The following is a 14,920-nucleotide window of genomic DNA, read 5'->3' on the forward strand; positions in this document are numbered from 1 at the left end:
TATTCAGGAGTGGCTGTTGCCGCCTCTAAGCAATTTCTCGAGCCAGTGTATATCATATGCGCCGTTGGCAAAATCCTGCTCCATCATGATACGGCGATGCAGCGGCAGGGTGGTGGTGATGCCGTCAATGACGAACTCCTCCAGACTGCTACGAAGCCGCATGAGGCATGCGTTTCGATTGGGGCCATGAACGATCAGCTTGGCCACCATACTGTCGTAATGGGGCGGCACGCTGTAGCCGGCATAGAGCGCGGAATCGACGCGCACGCCGAGGCCTCCTGGTGGGTGGTAGTCGCTGACCCGGCCCGGGCTTGGCACCAGTGTCTCTGGATCCTCGGCCGTGATGCGGCATTCGATGGCGTGACCGTAGAAGGTGACCTCGTCTTGGGTGATACTGAGCGGTGCACCAGCGGCGATGCGAATCTGCTCACGTACCACGTCGATGCCGGTAATCATCTCGGTCACCGGGTGCTCCACCTGTAGGCGGGTGTTCATCTCGATGAAGTAGAAGGCCTCGTCCTGGTAGAGAAATTCTAGCGTGCCGGCCCCGAGATAGCCGATAGCCGTGACCGCCTCGACCACGCGCTGGCCGATCTCCATGCGCGTTTCAGCATTGAGCGCGGGCGAGGGTGCTTCCTCGACCAGCTTCTGGTGGCGGCGCTGTAGGGAGCAATCGCGCTCGCCGAAATGCAACACTGAGCCATGGCTGTCCGCCATCACCTGGATTTCGATATGGCGTGGGCCTAGCAGGTATTTCTCGATGAACACCTCGCCGTTGCCGAAGGCCTCGTGCGCCTCGCGCGCTGCCAAGTCGAGAGCTATCGGCAGACCGTCGGGGTCTTTGGCCACCTTCATACCGCGGCCGCCGCCGCCGGCAGAGGCTTTGACCAGCACCGGGTAGCCAATCTCATCGGCGACAGCCAGTGCCGCATCGATATCGGTCACCGGGCCGTCAGAGCCCGGCACCATGGGCATGCCGAGCCGCGACAGCGAGGTGCGCGCCGCCACCTTGTCGCCCATCAAGCGGATATGGTTTGGGTCGGGGCCGATGAAGGTGATGCCGTGTTCGCCGACGATCTCCGCAAAATGTGCGTTCTCGGATAGAAAGCCGTAGCCTGGGTGGATGGCGTCTGCGCCCGTCACCTCCACCGCAGCCATGATGGCGGGGATATTGAGGTAGCTCGCCTTGGCCTGTGGCGGGCCGATACAGACCGATTCGTCCGCCAACCGCACATGCATCGCGTCAGCGTCTGCGGTCGAGTGCACCGCCACAGTGCGGATGCCCATTTCGCGGCAGGCGCGGTGTATGCGCATCGCGATCTCGCCGCGATTGGCGATCAGCACCTTGTCGAACATTTGCGCCCTGGCCCCGCCGCTACTCGATAATTGCCAGCACTTCGCCAAACTCGACCGGGGTCTCGTTACTAGCGAGCACGCGTTTGACCGTGCCGGCGAGAGGTGCCCGGACTGGATTCATGGTTTTCATGGCTTCTATGATGAATAGCGTATCGCCTTCCGAGACCTGATCGCCAGGGACCACGAAGGGCGGTGAACCCGGGTCCGGTGCCAGGTAGAGAGTTCCTACCATGGGCGAGACAACATCTCCGGGGTGGGAGATATCACCCCCGCCGCTGCTTTCCTCCTCCGCTGCTACCGGCGCCATCTCCGGCGCCGGCACGGCGCTGGGCGAGGCGGGCACGGGCTTGCGCGCGATACGCACATGCTGCGCGCCCTCGCTGATCTCGATCTCGCTCAAGCCCGTCTCTTCCAGCAGCTTGGCGAGCTCGCGGATAAGACCGGCGTCGACTTTGAGGGCGTCGGTCATGCTTCGGGCTCTGTCGAGAGGAGTTGTGCGAGGGCGATAAGGCCAAGCCGGTAGCTGTCACCGCCGAAGCCGCAGATCATGCCCTTGGCGACGGGAGAAATCGTGGAGTGGCTACGGAACGGCTCACGGGCGTGGATATTGGACATATGGATTTCGACCGCAGGCAGTGAAATCGCAACCAGCGCATCAGCGATCGCCACCGAGGTATGGGTATAGCCGGCGGCATTGATCAACACGGCGTCATGCGTTTCCTGTGCCTCGTGAATCCAGCCGATCAACTCGCCCTCGCTATTGCTTTGTCGAAAATCAATGGCCAAGTCCAACTCTGCAGCCACAGTGCGGCACAGCGCCTCGACGTCGGCGAGGGTGTCGTGGCCGTAGATCTCCGGCTGGCGCGTGCCCAGCAGGTTGAGATTGGGGCCGTTGAGAACGAGAATGGAACGGGCCATGGGGGGTCGCGCCTGTTGGAGAACAAGTTTGGTAAACCACCGCTGCCGACGCTGGTCTCTGCCATTATATCATGGCCGCTGCCCGGATAGGCAATGGCTGTTGATGGGGTAAGGCTTGAAGCGTCGGGGTAGCCATCTCATACTCCTACTCCACCTGTGCAAGGCGAGCAGAACGCAAGAGGAGTTGATGCGAATTACCGTCAATGGCGAAGGTCGGGAACTGGAAACACCGCTTACGGTCAGCGGCCTGTTGGCCGAGCTTGGGCTGGATGCCGGCAAGATTGCCGTCGAGCGCAATCGTGAGCTGGTGCGGCGCTCGGTCTTCGATGACACTGTGCTTGACGACGGCGATGCGCTGGAGATCGTGCATTTCATAGGTGGCGGCTCCCCGGTGACCTCGACTGAGATGGGGGCGGACGACGACTCGTGGAGCGTCGCCACTCGACACATGCGTTCGCGCCTGATCGTGGGCACGGGAAAATACAAGGATCTGGAAGAGACTGCGGCAGCTGTTGAGGCCTCGGGCGCGGAGATGGTCACGGTGGCAGTGCGCCGTGTCAATGTGACCGACCCAAATGCGCCGATGCTGATGGATTACGTTGACCCCAAACGCTATATCTATCTGCCGAACACGGCCGGCTGCTTTTCTGCCGATGACGCTCTTCGCACCCTGCGACTGGCGCGCGAGGGCGGCGGCTGGGACCTAGTCAAGCTCGAGGTTCTCGGCGACCAGAAAACGCTTTATCCTAACATGCCAGAGACTCTGTCGGCGGCGGAGACGCTGATAGGTGACGGCTTCAAGGTAATGGTCTATTGCAGCGATGACCCGATCATGGCCAAGCGGCTTGAGGAGATCGGCTGCGTCGCTATCATGCCGCTGGCGGCGCCGATCGGCTCCGGCCTTGGCATTCAGAACCCGGTCAACATCCGCATTATCATCGAGAATGCAGACGTGCCGGTTGTGGTCGATGCGGGTGTCGGTACGGCGTCGGATGCGGCGGAAGCCATGGAACTCGGCTGCGAGGCGGTGTTGATGAACACGGCTATCGCGGGCGCTGACGATCCCATTCTCATGGCCCGCGCCATGAAGGCCGGCGTCGAAGCCGGCCGCCTCGCCTACCGCGCAGGACGTATCGCGAAGAGGATGTACGCCGACCCGTCTTCGCCGCTAGCCGGGCTCGTCTAGAGCCAAAAAAGGGAAGGTGAACGGGCTTCCCTTATTCATTAAATACTGTTCGCCCAGTAGGCCGGGATTGGGGGTGTCTGGCGCGCCGGTGCCGCCAACTAGCTTGATCGGAAGCCACGAGAACAGGAACTCGTGCGCGCCGGCCTCTGACATGCAGTCGAGGTTCAGGTTCTCGAAGTTGTAGGAGCAACGGCGGACGATCAGGTTGATGTGGCAATAGGCAAGGGACTCGAGCCCACTCTTGGCGAAGTCATAAGATTCCAACCCCGAGTGTCGGAGTCGACTATGGAGATCTTGCGCTTCACCAGGTAGTTGCACACTTCGGCCGAGATGCCAGGCTCGCCGGTGCCGAACTCGGCATTGTTGGCTGCGATCTCGGCAGCGCCCATGTTAACGGTACGACTGTTCTTCCAGAGGCTGTCCCAGCTAGTGCAGAAAAACACCATATCGCCTTGGCCGGCGTTGTCCATGTCGCAGCCCTTCTCGAGCATAGCGACGCCCTTCAGCACGACGATATCAGCCATAATATCACGGGTGAAGAATGAGCCAGTTTATTAGCGTTAGTCTTTCTATGACTAATCAATAGGTATATATTGAAATGATGATGCTCTTGACCTTGTGCCGACTGCCGACTGCCGACTGCCGACTGCCGACTGCCGACTGCCGACTGCCGACTGCCGACTGCCGACTGCCGACGGCGAAGGCCGTGTCAGAGTTTTGCCGAACTTGCTGGTAACCGAGCTCTGATATCATCAGTCTGCCCGGTCAGGCGAGGTCTTCCAGGCACACGGCCATATTGACGCCGTCGCCATAGACCGCGCTGGCGGCATGCTCGTGTATGTTGCCGAGATTGACATCGACGAGAAAATGCATGTGGGGGGAGTTCGGCAATTCCACATTGCGCCAGGCAAACGCTGTCTGAGCATAGGCTGCCGTCCGCGAGGTGCCACTGGCGTTACCGAAGACCCCAAGTACACTGTCGCCTGCCAAATCGGCGACGTCTTCGCCGTTGCTCTCGATATGCCCGCGGAAGACGGCATGAAATTCAGTGATGGTTGCGATGGCCGCCGGCCCGTCGTTGGCCATGTGGCGTGTGTAACTCGTGACATCCAACGCCAAAATGCTGGTCAGCGCCTGCTCCACCCGGTGGTTTTAGCCATCCGTTCCCCCGGGTGCGTGCTTGTTGCCCTGCAGCCTACGTCGTCTCCGGAGGCTCCTCAAGTGCTGTCTGGCGGGCGCTATTCTTGCAGTCGGCCAGCGAAGATGCGGCGGGACTCGAGGATGTCTAGGGCGCAAGTGAGGGTCGGGTCTTCCGCATCCTCCAGCAGGTTTGGGCAGACCTCGGCCATGTTGCGCTGGACTACCGCCGCGGTCTCTACACCGCCCTCCAGGGCGTTCTCCAGGTCCGCCTCACGGCGACGCGCGTCGTCCCCACTTTCCGCGCGAATGTCGGGGCGGATGCCGGTGCGCTGGATCGAACGGCCGTCGGGCGTGTAATAGCGCGCCGTGGTTAGACGCAGTGCTCCGCCACCGGAGACGGGAATGATGGTCTGCACGGATCCCTTTCCGAATGAGCGATTGCCCATAATCAAGGCGCGGTCGTGGTCTTGCAAGGCGCCGGCGACGATTTCCGAAGCTGATGCGGAGCCGCCGTTGATCAGCACCACCACGGGCTTACCCTCGCTAATATCACCGCGTTCGGCGGTAAAGCGCCGCACGCGGCTCACATCGCGGCTGCGCGTCGAGACGATCTCGCCTTCGCCGAGGAAGGCATCGGAGACGGCGAGCGCCTGGTCGAGCAGGCCGCCGGGATTGTTACGCAGGTCGAGCACTACGCCCAGCATGTCCTCGTTCAGCTCGTCCCTGAGGTCGTCCATGGCCTCGTAAAGGGCTTCTTCGGCGCGTTCGTTGAAAGTGGTGATGCGGACATAGCCCACATTGCCTTCAACGCGCGCCCGCACGGCCTGGATGCGCACGACGTCGCGGATGATGGTGACTTGAAAGGGCTCCTCCGAGGGCGGGCGGCGCATCTTCAGTACGACGCTTGAGCCGCGGCGCCCACGCATGCGCTTGACCGCCTCCGCCAATGTCAGGCCGAGCACGGGCTCGCCGTTGACATGGGTGATCAAGTCGCCTGTCTGCAGGCCGGCGCGGGCACCGGGCGTACCGTCGATGGGTGCGACCACCTTGACCAGGCCCTCTTCCATCGTCACCTCGATGCCGATACCGCCGAACTCGCCTCGGGTACGCACCTTCATTTCGCGGTAGAGGTCCGGCGGCATATAGTCCGAATGCGCATCGAGCTCGTTGAGAAATCGGCCAAGGGCCGAGGCCATCAGTTTCGGGGCGCTCAAGGCGTCCTTCGGCACCGGCGCACGTTCCTCCGAGGGTTTTTCGGCTTTTATCTCGGCGATTTCTCGTGCCGTCTCGTCAAAGCTGTCCACAGCCAGGGCCACGATACGATCGGTCGGCACGGGATCGACATAGTCTTGGGCGGTGATGTCAAAAACCTCCGCGAACAGGTCGAGCTGGCGCAGGCGCTCTCCGGGCGAGGGGACGGGAACCACGTTTCTGTCGAATGCGGCGGAGATCTGTCCCAGCTGGGGCATGTTCTCAACGGCGTCCTCGAAGCTGGCGTGGCCGAGGTTAAAGGTGCGCGAACGCAGCGGCGAGGAATCGCAGCTTGTCACCAGCAGGATCAAGAGCGCGGCGCTGCCGAGCCGCAATCCCAGGCGCCATTGTCTCTGACCGCCAGCCTCAGCACACGCCGTCATCGCATCCTCCGTCGCCGTAGGCTCTTTAGCCTGCGCGCGCTTCGGCTATCGCTTTGCGCATGGTAGCAGCGTCGATGGCGCCCCGAAAAATCTGGTCATCGACGATGAAAGTCGGCGTGCCGCCAATTCCGAGTGCGCCGGCGAGGGATTTATTGGTGTCGATCAAAGCCAGGATCTCAGGCGACTCCATGTCGGCCTTAAGTTGCTGAAGGTCGAGGCCGACCTCGCTGGCGATGTCGAAAATCTGCTTGTCGTCGAACTGCCCGCGCGACGCCATCATGGCGTAATGCAGATCGAGATAGCGTCCCTGACGTTGCGCCGCTAGCGCCGCCTGGGCGGCACGCACTGATTCCGGGCTAAGGATCGGCAGCTCTTTGAAGACGACACGGACGTCTGGGTCTTCGCGGATCAGATCCATGACCATTTCAAGCGAGGTCTTGCAGTAGCCGCAGCGGTAGTCGAAAAACTCGACGATGGTCACTGAGCCCTCTGAATTTCCTGCCACGGGCGCGGCCGGATCGAACTGAATTTCGCGCTTCAGGTCGCTGAGATTGGACTGTTGCTCGGCGGCGATGCGCGTTTCCTCGCGTTCCCGATACTGACGCACCGAATCGAGTATGTGCTCCGGATTCTCCTGGATATACCGCTCGATCAACGCTTCCACAGCGGCACGCTGGGTATCGCTCAGGGTCTCTTCTGCGGTCGCCGTGATCCCTGGAGCCAACGCCACAAGCGTTGCCAGACAAGACGCAATCAGGCCGCGCCGTACCGAGAATTCGTTCATGTCTTGCCTCGTCGTGTTGGGATCAGGCCTTGTTCACAGTGGCTAAGATGGGCGGAAAACGGGCGGCGAACAAGCCGTTCCGCCATTTTTTTCGGTTGAGCACGGGAAAGTGAAGTTAGCGCCTTTGCAGGGTAATGAGTTGCACCGCCTCCTGATGAATGTCCTGCGCACGCAACCAGCCAGGCGAGCCTTCAGCGTATTTTCGCTCGGCCCGTCCGGCGTGCAAGCGTGCATCTTCGGCCTGGCCGACGAGCAGCGAATATTCACCCGCCGCCAGCGAGGCCGCGCCGGAATCCCCCTGCCGGTGATAGCCGATCGAGAGCAGGCGCCAAGTGGCGGGGTTCTCGCTGTCGATGCGCCTCGCGGTTTCGAGGGTCTCGATGGCTACGCCAAGGGCGTTTTCTACTCCGCTTTCGAGCTGTGCTTGGGCCAGACCAGTCAGCAGCAGGGGATCCTCAGGCCGCAAGGCCACGGCTGCGGTATAGGCCGGCACGGCGTCTGCCGCATGCCCGTTCTCATAAAGCATCTGCCCCTTGAGCTCGTGAAAATAGGGGTCCCGGGGCAACTCGGCGATCAGCGTATTGATCTCGCTTAAAGCGCGTGACAGGTCAGGCTGGCGGTAATAGGCGATGGCCCTGGCATAGCGCGCGGGCAGGCTAGTATCGGTCTCTGGATAGAAGGTCCTTAAGACCTTCCGCGGCCGTTCGATGAAGGCGATCAGCTTGGAGCGCATGCGCTCGTGGCGCATCACATCGGCGGGGCTGTCGGTCTCGTTCGACCAGATCGAGTTCTGCACATGCTCGGCGATAAACTCGATGCGATCGCGGGTCAGCGGATGGCTGCGCACATAGGCGTCCTGGCGCGAGACAGCGAGCAGCTCCTGGTCGCCAAGCTTTTCGAGGAAGTCGAGCATGCCGCGCGAGGAGATGTGCTGGCGGTCGAGCAGGGTCACGGCCGACTGGTCGGCGGAGCGCTCCTGGGCCCGGCTATAGGCGAGAAACGTGCGCATCGCTGTGGTCTGCCCGCTGGCAGCCAGGGCGCCGCCGGCTGCGCCCGTATCAGCACCCGTTGCGGCGCCGACAGCCACTAGGCCTATCCCAAGGAGAGTGGCAAATAACCCCGTCGTCTGGGCATCACGCATGGCATCGGCCGTGCGTGCCAGATGTCCGCCCGAGATATGACCGGTCTCGTGGGCAAGGACGCCGATAACCTGGCCGGGCGTGTCGGCGGCGACCAGCAGACCGGTATTGATGAAGAGATTCTGGCCGCCAGCAACGAAAGCGTTAAGGGTGTCATCGTTGACGATCAGAATGCGTACAGCGCTGGGGTCAAGCCGTGAGGCGGTGAATAGTGGATCGGCCCAGGAGCGAATGGTATCTTCGATCTCGGAGTCGCGGATCAGGGGCAAGCCTTGTGCCCTCGCCTCGGCGGGAGCGAACTCCCACCATGTCAGGCTAGCGACGAGGAACAGCGGAAAAATGCGAGATGCCAAGGGCTTTCCTTCAGAAGCGACGCTCAAAACTAGTGCACGATCCCGTCAAAGAAAACTCTTGAATGGGACTATAGGTCGATTTCACTGGCCTGCCACGGTGCTTCTGATGATTTTGGTGGTGGCCGCCTGTGGTGGCTCGACCGATAACGGTTTAGGCGGCTTTCAGGGCGTGGGGTCGGAGGGTCTCATCTCTGTCGTCGATGCCCGTGCGGCCTTCGCTGCCCGCGATATTTTGGCGCTGGACGGCACCGCTGCTGATGCCGCTGTGGCCGCGGCTATGGTTCTAGCCGTGGTCGATCCGGCGGCGGCCGGACTCGGCGGTGGCGGTGCTTGCCTGGTGCACGATTCTTTCAACGAGGAGACACAATTACTCGATTTTCTGCCTGCCACGCCCGGGGGCGGGGCGGGGCGGGGCATCGCAATGGTGCCAGGGAGCGTGCGCGGGCTCTTCATGCTGTCGCACAAATATGGCCGACTGGAGTGGTGGCAGCTGATTGGTCCCGCGGCGCGCTTGGCACGCTTCGGCAGCTTGGTCGACGGCGGGCTCACTGGTGATCTGGCGGCGGCGGCAGAGCGCTTGCGCGGCGATCGCTCGGCACGGGCGATATTTTTCGACAAGGGCGCGCCCCTGGCCACGGGCAGCGATATCTCGCAGCTCGAGCTGTCGGCCACCATCGGCCGACTGGCTCGCAACGGCGCTGGGGATTTCTACGTGGGCGCCGTAGCGGGCGCCTTATCACGTGGGGCGGAGGCCATTGGCATGACACTCCAGCGGCGTGATCTTGCTGACTATCGATCGACCTGGCGCGCGGCGAAGAGCCGCCAGATACAGACCCTGACGGTCGAGTCCGCGGGCACCCTCGACCAGCCTGCAGCGCCGGCCAGTGTCGGTCTGACGGTGGCAGATCCCGAGGGGCTGTGGGTGGCCTGTGCCTTCGGCATGGGCACGCCCTTTGGCAGTGGGCGCATGGCCGAGACCACGGGCGTATTCCTGGCTGAGCCCAGCGCCGATCCGTGGCTGGGTGCCGCTGGCCCTATGCTGATACGCAACGACGATATCGTCGTTGGCATAGCCGCGGGGGGCGCCAAGGCGGCTTTGCCCGGCATGCTGGCGGCGGCCACGGATGGCGGTGCGCCGCTCGGCTATGGTGCAGCCATCTTGTGCCCGACTGGCGCCTTTTCGATGGCAGCCTGTACGACTGCCGGAGCCGTCCGATGACGGATTCGGGGACGCTATGGGCGCGCGCCGCGGATCGGGCTGGCATTGCGCCCTTCTACGCCATGGAAGTCCTGCGTGCCGCCAACCAGCGTGAGGCCGAGGGCGCGCATGTGTTGCACCTAGAGACCGGTGAGCCGAGCCGCGGCGCGCCGGAAATAGTGCTGGCAGCCGCACGACGCGCGCTCGACGAGGAGCGTATTGGCTATACCGAGGCGCTCGGCCTGCCGGCGCTCAGGGCGCGTATCGCGGCATTTTATGGCGAGCGCTATGGCTGCAAAGTGGCGCCTGACCAAGTGGTGACGACGGTTGGTGCCTCGGGCGCCTTCATCTTGGCCTTTCTCGCCGCTTTTGATGCTGGCCAGCGGGTCGCTTTGGCCGAGCCCTGCTATCCCGCCTATCGCAATATTCTCACCGCCCTCGGCATAGAGGTCGTGCCGCTTGCGAGTGATGCCGAGCATCGCTTTCAGCCTACCATCGAGTTGCTCGAAGCCGCCGGGCCTTTGCACGGGCTGGTAGTGGCAAGCCCGTCGAACCCCACCGGCACTATGCTGGCACCCGGCGAGTTGGCGACCATCGCCGCCTGGTGCGAGGGTACCGGTGTGCGCCTGATTTCGGATGAGATCTATCACGGCATCACCTATGGCCGCGAGGCGGCCAGCGCGGTGACCTCGGCTGGGCATGCGGTGGTGGTGAACAGCTTCTCAAAATATTTTGCCATGACCGGCTGGCGGCTCGGCTGGATGGTGTTGCCCGAGGACCTGCTCAGTGCTGTTGACCGGCTGGCGCAGAACCTCTTCATCTCGCCCGCGGCTTTGCCACAATATGCGGGGTTAACGGCCTTCGACTGCTGCCAAGCGCTCGACGGCTATGTCGCAGAATATGCAGCCAATCGAGCGCTTCTGTTCGAGCGCCTCCCGGAAGCCGGCTTTGATCGCCTGGCGCCGGCCGACGGCGCTTTCTATATCTACGCTGATGTCTCGGGCTTCGGCGAGGATTCCCAGGTTTTCGCCGCGCGCATGCTGGAAGAGATTGCCGTGGCGACGACACCCGGCATCGACTTCGATACACAGCACGGCGGCGACTGGTTGCGCTTCTCCTTTGCCGGCTCCCCGAACGATATTGCCGAGGCCGCAGAGCGCCTCGTGGCCTGGCGGCGGTAACTCAATCGCCGCCAGTAACACGCCGCCACCAGCCGCGGCGGGGCTCGTCCATTACCGCGGCCGGACCCGGCGCCGGGGAATTGTCACCGTTCGACGTCACCTGATCGGCACTCGTGCCGCGGCCATCGGGCTTGACCGTCTTACGGCGATCCCGAAGTGGCTTGGGCTCGGCTGGCCCCTCCGCTTTCGTGTCAGCGTCGGTTTTAGCGGCGGCCTTGTCCTCGGCCGCCGCTTCTGGGGCCCGGGCTCTCCTCTTGCGTACGCGTCGGCGACGCGCGGGTTTGATAATTTCTGCCTCGCCTTTGGTCTCGGGCACAGCGGCTGGCTTTCCCGCGGCAGCATTAGCCGAGGCGGCCTCGACGCTATCTGCCACTTTAATCGCTGCTCCCTCGCCGCTGCGCCCGCGACCGCGGCGTCTGCCACCACGGCGACCGCGGCGACGCCGGTGGGTGCCTCCCTCGGCGCCGTCGGCTTCGGTCGTCGTCACACTCGCCTCCGCCATCGTCTCGCCGGTGGGCTCCTTTTCGGTGGCGGCCTTGGCGTGACGGCGCCGCTGCCCGCCGCGTTCCCTTTTGACGCCTTCGGCTGCGTGCCCCTCGTCCGTTCTGGACAATGGCTCGACCAGCGGTTTTGCCTCCGACTTGGCCTCCAGGGTCTGTACAGTACACTCCGGTGGCGCCGGGCTGTCGTCGGTATCGATGGTGATCGTCATGCCGTAACGCTCTTCGATCTGTGCCAAAGTGCTGCGCTTATTGTTAGCTAGATAGAGCGCGATCACAGACGGCATAGTTGCGGAAATCGCGCTAGCGTTCCCACGTACACCCTCCTCCTCAATCACCCGCAAGGCATGCAGCGCTGTGGATTCTACCGAGCGCACATGGCCGCTGCCGGCGCAGTGGGCGCAAACAGTCGAACTCGCTTCCTGCAGGCTTGGGCGCAGGCGCTGGCGCGATAATTCGAGCAGGCCGAAGCTCGAAATGCGGCCCATGCGGATGCGCGCGCGGTCAGACTGCACCGCTTCCTTTAGGCGCTTCTCAACTGCCCGGATATTGCGGTTCTCGTCCATGTCGATGAAGTCGATGACGATCAAGCCGGCTAGATCCCGCAGGCGCAGCTGGCGGGCGATATCGCCGGCGGCCTCGAGGTTAGTGACGGTGGCTGTCTCCTCAATACTGCGCTCGCGCGTGGCGCGGCCCGAGTTGACGTCGATGGCAACCAGTGCCTCGGTTGCGTCGATGACGATATAGCCGCCCGAGTGCAGCTGCACGGTGGCGGAGTGCATAGTGTCAAGTTGGCTATCGATCTGGTAACGCGTGAACAGTGGCAGGTTCTCGCGATAGGGTTGGACGCGCTTCGCGTGGCTCGGCATTAGCGTGCGCATGAAATTCTTGGCGATGCGATAGCCCTCGTCGCCCTCGACCAATACCTCCTCGATCTTGGCGCCGTAAAGATCACGGATCGAGCGACGGATCAGGTTTGCCTCCTCGTGGATCAGCGCTGGCGCCGTCGATTCCAGCGTTGTCGAGCGGATATGGTCCCAAAGCTTGTACAGATAGTCGTAGTCACGGCGAATCTCCGCCTTGGTGCGCTCTTGCCCGGCGGTGCGTAGGATGACCGCCATGCCTTCGGGGAGGTCAAGCGAGACCACTACCGAGCGCAAGCGTTTGCGCGCCTCTCCCGACTGGATCTTGCGACTGATGCCGCCGCCGCGCGTCGTGTTGGGCATGAGCACGCAATAGCGCCCGGCGAGGGAGATATAGGTGGTCAGCGCTGCGCCCTTGTTGCCGCGCTCCTCTTTGGTCACCTGGACCAGTAGGATTTGGCGGCGCTTGATGACTTCCTGAATGCGATAGCGTTGCAGCGGCGATGGGCGGATCTGGATCTCGTCTTCCTCGGCGCCGCTGACGGTTTCTATATCATTGGGGCTTTCGTCGGTATCGGCCTCGCCGTTGCCGGCCGACTCGGCCTCCTGGCGCTGCTGCTTGATGAGCGCTTCGCGGTCGGAAACGGGAATCTGGTAGTAATCCGGATGGATCTCGCTGAAGGCCAGAAAGCCGTGGCGATTACCACCATAGTCGACGAACGCCGCTTGCAGCGACGGCTCGACCCGGGTGACTTTCGCAAGATAGATATTGCCTTTCAGCCGGTGCTTGGTGGTCGTCTCGAAATCAAATTCGTCAAGCTTGGTGCCATCCACCACAACCACCCGGGTCTCTTCCCGGTGGGTAGCGTCTATGAGCATGCGTTTGGTCATTAAGACTGGTTCCTCGTGGCGCGCGCGGGGCCTGGCCGGCAAGCCGGCAGAGGCGCTGTAAGCGCGCGCTGACAGTGTTTGGGTGTTGCTGAGGGTGGCGGCCGAAAATGGCCCGCGCTGGATCGCAGTGCAACGCTGCGCTTGGGAGGTTAGCCACAGCTTGGCTTTGCCTCTGGGCAGTTCACGGCTTTCCTGTTCGGGTTCTTTGACACCACTCCAAAACTCCTTAGACCGGGCACGCGCCCGATATCCCGCAGTGGACACGGTCGCGACGCTCGGTCGATTCGTGAGCGGGGCTCGCCTGCCAAGTCGTGCTGCCAGAAAACGGTGGCACGTGGTGGGCAACCCCGACGCCCGGCGGCGAATATGCGGCACCGATGCGAAACGGATCATAGGCGATCCGACCCGGGTCGAACAATGGAAGAATGCGGGACGCCATCATTTTCTTATGTTCAACATTAATACACTTATCTTAAGGGTAAGAAAATCCACGACAAACATACTATCTATGATATCATGGCAACGTGACAGGTACCTTTGGAAAGATGGTCGAAAAACTTTCACGGCGCGCGCACATGCTGGCCATGGCTGCGCTGGCTTTAGCCAGCGCCGGTCTCGGCACGGCCGTTTCCGCGGCGCCCGATGTCACCATGGTGCGGGCCTGGGAGCACCCTGTCCACACTCGCCTGGTGATGGAGATGTCGGCCGAGGTTGATTTTTTGTTTTTTGCGCTTAGTCGGCCGCGACGCCTAGTCATTGATTTTCCCGAACTCAGTTTTTCCCTGACCCGCGATCCCATGGGTGGCAAGTCGGTCGGCCTGGTTCAGGCTATGCGCTTCGGCCTGTTCGCACCGGGCACCTCGCGGGTGGTGCTCGATCTTGCCGGCCCGGCACGTGTTAAGGCTGCGTTCGTCCTGCCGCCAGCCGACGGCAAGCCTTATCGCTTCGTGCTCGACCTCGAAGCTACAGATGTGGCGAGTTTCGCGCAAAACGTACGGCCGTTGCCCGCGCCGATAGCGCAGCCGGCCGAAATCGTTCCGCCCATCGCAGCGGTGCCGGAGCGGCACGGTGGTAAGCCGGTCATCATCATCGATGCCGGTCATGGCGGGGTTGATCCGGGCGCCATCGGCGCAACTGGCATCTACGAAAAGACGATCGCCCTGGCGGCGGCCCGCCAGCTCGCCGAGCGCTTGCGAGCGGGCGGACGGTATCACGTGGTGCTGACCCGCGACACCGACGTCTTTCTGCGTCTGCGCCGGCGCTTCGCCATGGCGCGACACGCGAGTGCTGATCTGTTTCTATCCTTGCATGCGGACTCGATAGCCAACGCGGCAGTGCGCGGTAGCCACGTCTACACCCTGTCGAAGAGGGCATCGGATTCCGAGGCGGAGGCTCTGGCGGCCAAGGAGAACAAGGCCGATATTATAGCCGGAGTCGACCTCGCCGAGTACTCGCCAGTGGTCAATACCATCCTGGTTGACCTGACCCAGCGCGAAACCAACAACCGCTCGCTGGAGATTGCCGATCGCATGGTTGAAGCCTTGCGTCGCGCCGGCCTGCCCTCGCTCAGCCGGCCCCATCGCCAGGCTGGTTTCGCGGTTCTCAAGGCGCCTGACGTGCCCTCGGTGTTGATCGAGCTGGGTTTTCTCTCGAATGCCGAGGACGAGGCCATGCTGGCCGATGCTGCGGCCCGCCTGCCGTTGATCGCGGCCATCGTCGGCGCTATCGATCGGCACTTCGCGACTCGCATCACAGCCAGGTAAGTAGACCCTTTCGC

At 62.6% G+C, this 14,920-nt stretch carries 14 protein-coding genes; 4 read left to right on the forward strand and 10 right to left on the reverse strand.

All coding sequences use genetic code 11. The annotated features are described in order from the left end of the window. Positions 1 to 3: 3 nt before the first annotated feature. The 3 genes from accC to aroQ are packed head-to-tail and all read right to left on the reverse strand — an operon-like array spanning position 4 to position 2,274. Entirely contained in the window at positions 4 to 1,356 is a 1,353-nt protein-coding gene (gene accC / locus QF629_05395; GenBank protein ID MDP6012966.1) for an acetyl-CoA carboxylase biotin carboxylase subunit, read from the reverse strand. Positions 1,357 to 1,375: 19 nt separating this feature from the next. Continuing rightward, on the reverse strand, positions 1,376 to 1,825 hold the full coding sequence (locus tag QF629_05400) for an acetyl-CoA carboxylase biotin carboxyl carrier protein subunit (protein MDP6012967.1): 450 nt from the start codon (positions 1,823 to 1,825) through the stop codon (positions 1,376 to 1,378). Continuing rightward, complete coding sequence (aroQ, locus tag QF629_05405; GenBank protein ID MDP6012968.1) at positions 1,822 to 2,274, reverse strand: type II 3-dehydroquinate dehydratase; 453 nt, start codon at positions 2,272 to 2,274, stop codon at positions 1,822 to 1,824. The genes QF629_05400 and aroQ overlap by 4 nt, the downstream gene beginning before the upstream one ends. Positions 2,275 to 2,461: 187 nt before the next feature. Between aroQ and thiS the strand changes: the two genes are divergently transcribed. Next, on the forward strand, positions 2,462 to 3,460 hold the full coding sequence (thiS, locus tag QF629_05410) for a sulfur carrier protein ThiS (GenBank protein MDP6012969.1): 999 nt from the start codon (positions 2,462 to 2,464) through the stop codon (positions 3,458 to 3,460). Here the strand turns inward: thiS and QF629_05415 are convergent. The 6 genes from QF629_05415 to QF629_05440 all read right to left on the reverse strand — a co-directional run bounded on the left by QF629_05415 (position 3,443) and on the right by QF629_05440 (position 8,510). Next, positions 3,443 to 3,724, reverse strand: a complete 282-nt coding sequence (locus tag QF629_05415; GenBank protein MDP6012970.1) for a hypothetical protein — start codon at positions 3,722 to 3,724, stop codon at positions 3,443 to 3,445. The two genes, thiS and QF629_05415, sit on opposite strands and share 18 nt — an antisense overlap. Then, entirely contained in the window at positions 3,661 to 3,984 is a 324-nt protein-coding gene (locus QF629_05420; GenBank protein MDP6012971.1) for a cyclase family protein, read from the reverse strand. The genes QF629_05415 and QF629_05420 overlap by 64 nt, the downstream gene beginning before the upstream one ends. 241 nt (positions 3,985 to 4,225) lie before the next feature. Next, positions 4,226 to 4,546: a hypothetical protein gene (locus QF629_05425; GenBank protein ID MDP6012972.1), complete on the reverse strand. Its 321-nt coding sequence runs from the start codon at positions 4,544 to 4,546 to the stop codon at positions 4,226 to 4,228. 152 nt (positions 4,547 to 4,698) lie between these two features. Continuing rightward, entirely contained in the window at positions 4,699 to 6,234 is a 1,536-nt protein-coding gene (locus QF629_05430; protein ID MDP6012973.1) for a S41 family peptidase, read from the reverse strand. Positions 6,235 to 6,259: 25 nt separating this feature from the next. Further along, positions 6,260 to 7,018 carry a DsbA family protein gene (locus QF629_05435; GenBank protein ID MDP6012974.1) on the reverse strand — a complete coding sequence of 253 codons (759 nt, stop codon included), beginning with the start codon at positions 7,016 to 7,018 and terminating at the stop codon, positions 6,260 to 6,262. Positions 7,019 to 7,133: 115 nt separating this feature from the next. Beyond that, positions 7,134 to 8,510 (reverse strand): M48 family metalloprotease, encoded by a 1,377-nt coding sequence (locus QF629_05440; GenBank protein ID MDP6012975.1) that lies wholly within the window; start codon positions 8,508 to 8,510, stop codon positions 7,134 to 7,136. 106 nt (positions 8,511 to 8,616) lie between these two features. Between QF629_05440 and QF629_05445 the strand changes: the two genes are divergently transcribed. Beyond that, the gene (locus QF629_05445) at positions 8,617 to 9,729 is read left to right on the forward strand and encodes a gamma-glutamyltransferase (protein MDP6012976.1); all 1,113 of its coding nucleotides are present in this window, start codon (positions 8,617 to 8,619) and stop codon (positions 9,727 to 9,729) included. Next, complete coding sequence (locus tag QF629_05450; GenBank protein MDP6012977.1) at positions 9,726 to 10,889, forward strand: aminotransferase class I/II-fold pyridoxal phosphate-dependent enzyme; 1,164 nt, start codon at positions 9,726 to 9,728, stop codon at positions 10,887 to 10,889. The genes QF629_05445 and QF629_05450 overlap by 4 nt, the downstream gene beginning before the upstream one ends. Before the next feature lies 1 nt (position 10,890). Here QF629_05450 and QF629_05455 read toward each other — a convergent pair whose 3' ends face one another. Continuing rightward, positions 10,891 to 13,143: a ribonuclease E/G gene (locus QF629_05455; protein MDP6012978.1), complete on the reverse strand. Its 2,253-nt coding sequence runs from the start codon at positions 13,141 to 13,143 to the stop codon at positions 10,891 to 10,893. A gap of 545 nt (positions 13,144 to 13,688) precedes the next feature. Here QF629_05455 and QF629_05460 point away from each other — a divergent pair. Further along, positions 13,689 to 14,906: an N-acetylmuramoyl-L-alanine amidase gene (locus QF629_05460; GenBank protein MDP6012979.1), complete on the forward strand. Its 1,218-nt coding sequence runs from the start codon at positions 13,689 to 13,691 to the stop codon at positions 14,904 to 14,906. Positions 14,907 to 14,920: the final 14 nt, after the last annotated feature.

The sequence above is a fragment of the Alphaproteobacteria bacterium genome, from assembly GCA_030739735.1.
In the GTDB taxonomy this organism is placed as follows: Bacteria; Pseudomonadota; Alphaproteobacteria; order UBA7887; family UBA7887; genus UBA7887.

What these genes read in the sequence shown, in the direction of transcription:
- QF629_05400 (MDP6012967.1), bottom strand. Translation starts at nt 1,825, where the DNA reads ATGACCGACGCCCTCAAAGTCGACGCCGGTCTTATCCGCGAGCTCGCC.
- aroQ (MDP6012968.1), bottom strand. Translation starts at nt 2,274, where the DNA reads ATGGCCCGTTCCATTCTCGTTCTCAACGGCCCCAATCTCAACCTGCTG.
- QF629_05455 (MDP6012978.1), bottom strand. Translation starts at nt 13,143, where the DNA reads ATGACCAAACGCATGCTCATAGACGCTACCCACCGGGAAGAGACCCGG.
- QF629_05420 (MDP6012971.1), bottom strand. Translation starts at nt 3,984, where the DNA reads ATGGCTGATATCGTCGTGCTGAAGGGCGTCGCTATGCTCGAGAAGGGC.
- QF629_05445 (MDP6012976.1), top strand. Translation starts at nt 8,617, where the DNA reads ATGATTTTGGTGGTGGCCGCCTGTGGTGGCTCGACCGATAACGGTTTA.
- QF629_05435 (MDP6012974.1), bottom strand. Translation starts at nt 7,018, where the DNA reads ATGAACGAATTCTCGGTACGGCGCGGCCTGATTGCGTCTTGTCTGGCA.
- QF629_05425 (MDP6012972.1), bottom strand. Translation starts at nt 4,546, where the DNA reads ATGGCCAACGACGGGCCGGCGGCCATCGCAACCATCACTGAATTTCAT.
- QF629_05460 (MDP6012979.1), top strand. Translation starts at nt 13,689, where the DNA reads ATGGTCGAAAAACTTTCACGGCGCGCGCACATGCTGGCCATGGCTGCG.
- QF629_05450 (MDP6012977.1), top strand. Translation starts at nt 9,726, where the DNA reads ATGACGGATTCGGGGACGCTATGGGCGCGCGCCGCGGATCGGGCTGGC.
- QF629_05430 (MDP6012973.1), bottom strand. Translation starts at nt 6,234, where the DNA reads ATGACGGCGTGTGCTGAGGCTGGCGGTCAGAGACAATGGCGCCTGGGA.
- thiS (MDP6012969.1), top strand. Translation starts at nt 2,462, where the DNA reads ATGCGAATTACCGTCAATGGCGAAGGTCGGGAACTGGAAACACCGCTT.
- accC (MDP6012966.1), bottom strand. Translation starts at nt 1,356, where the DNA reads ATGTTCGACAAGGTGCTGATCGCCAATCGCGGCGAGATCGCGATGCGC.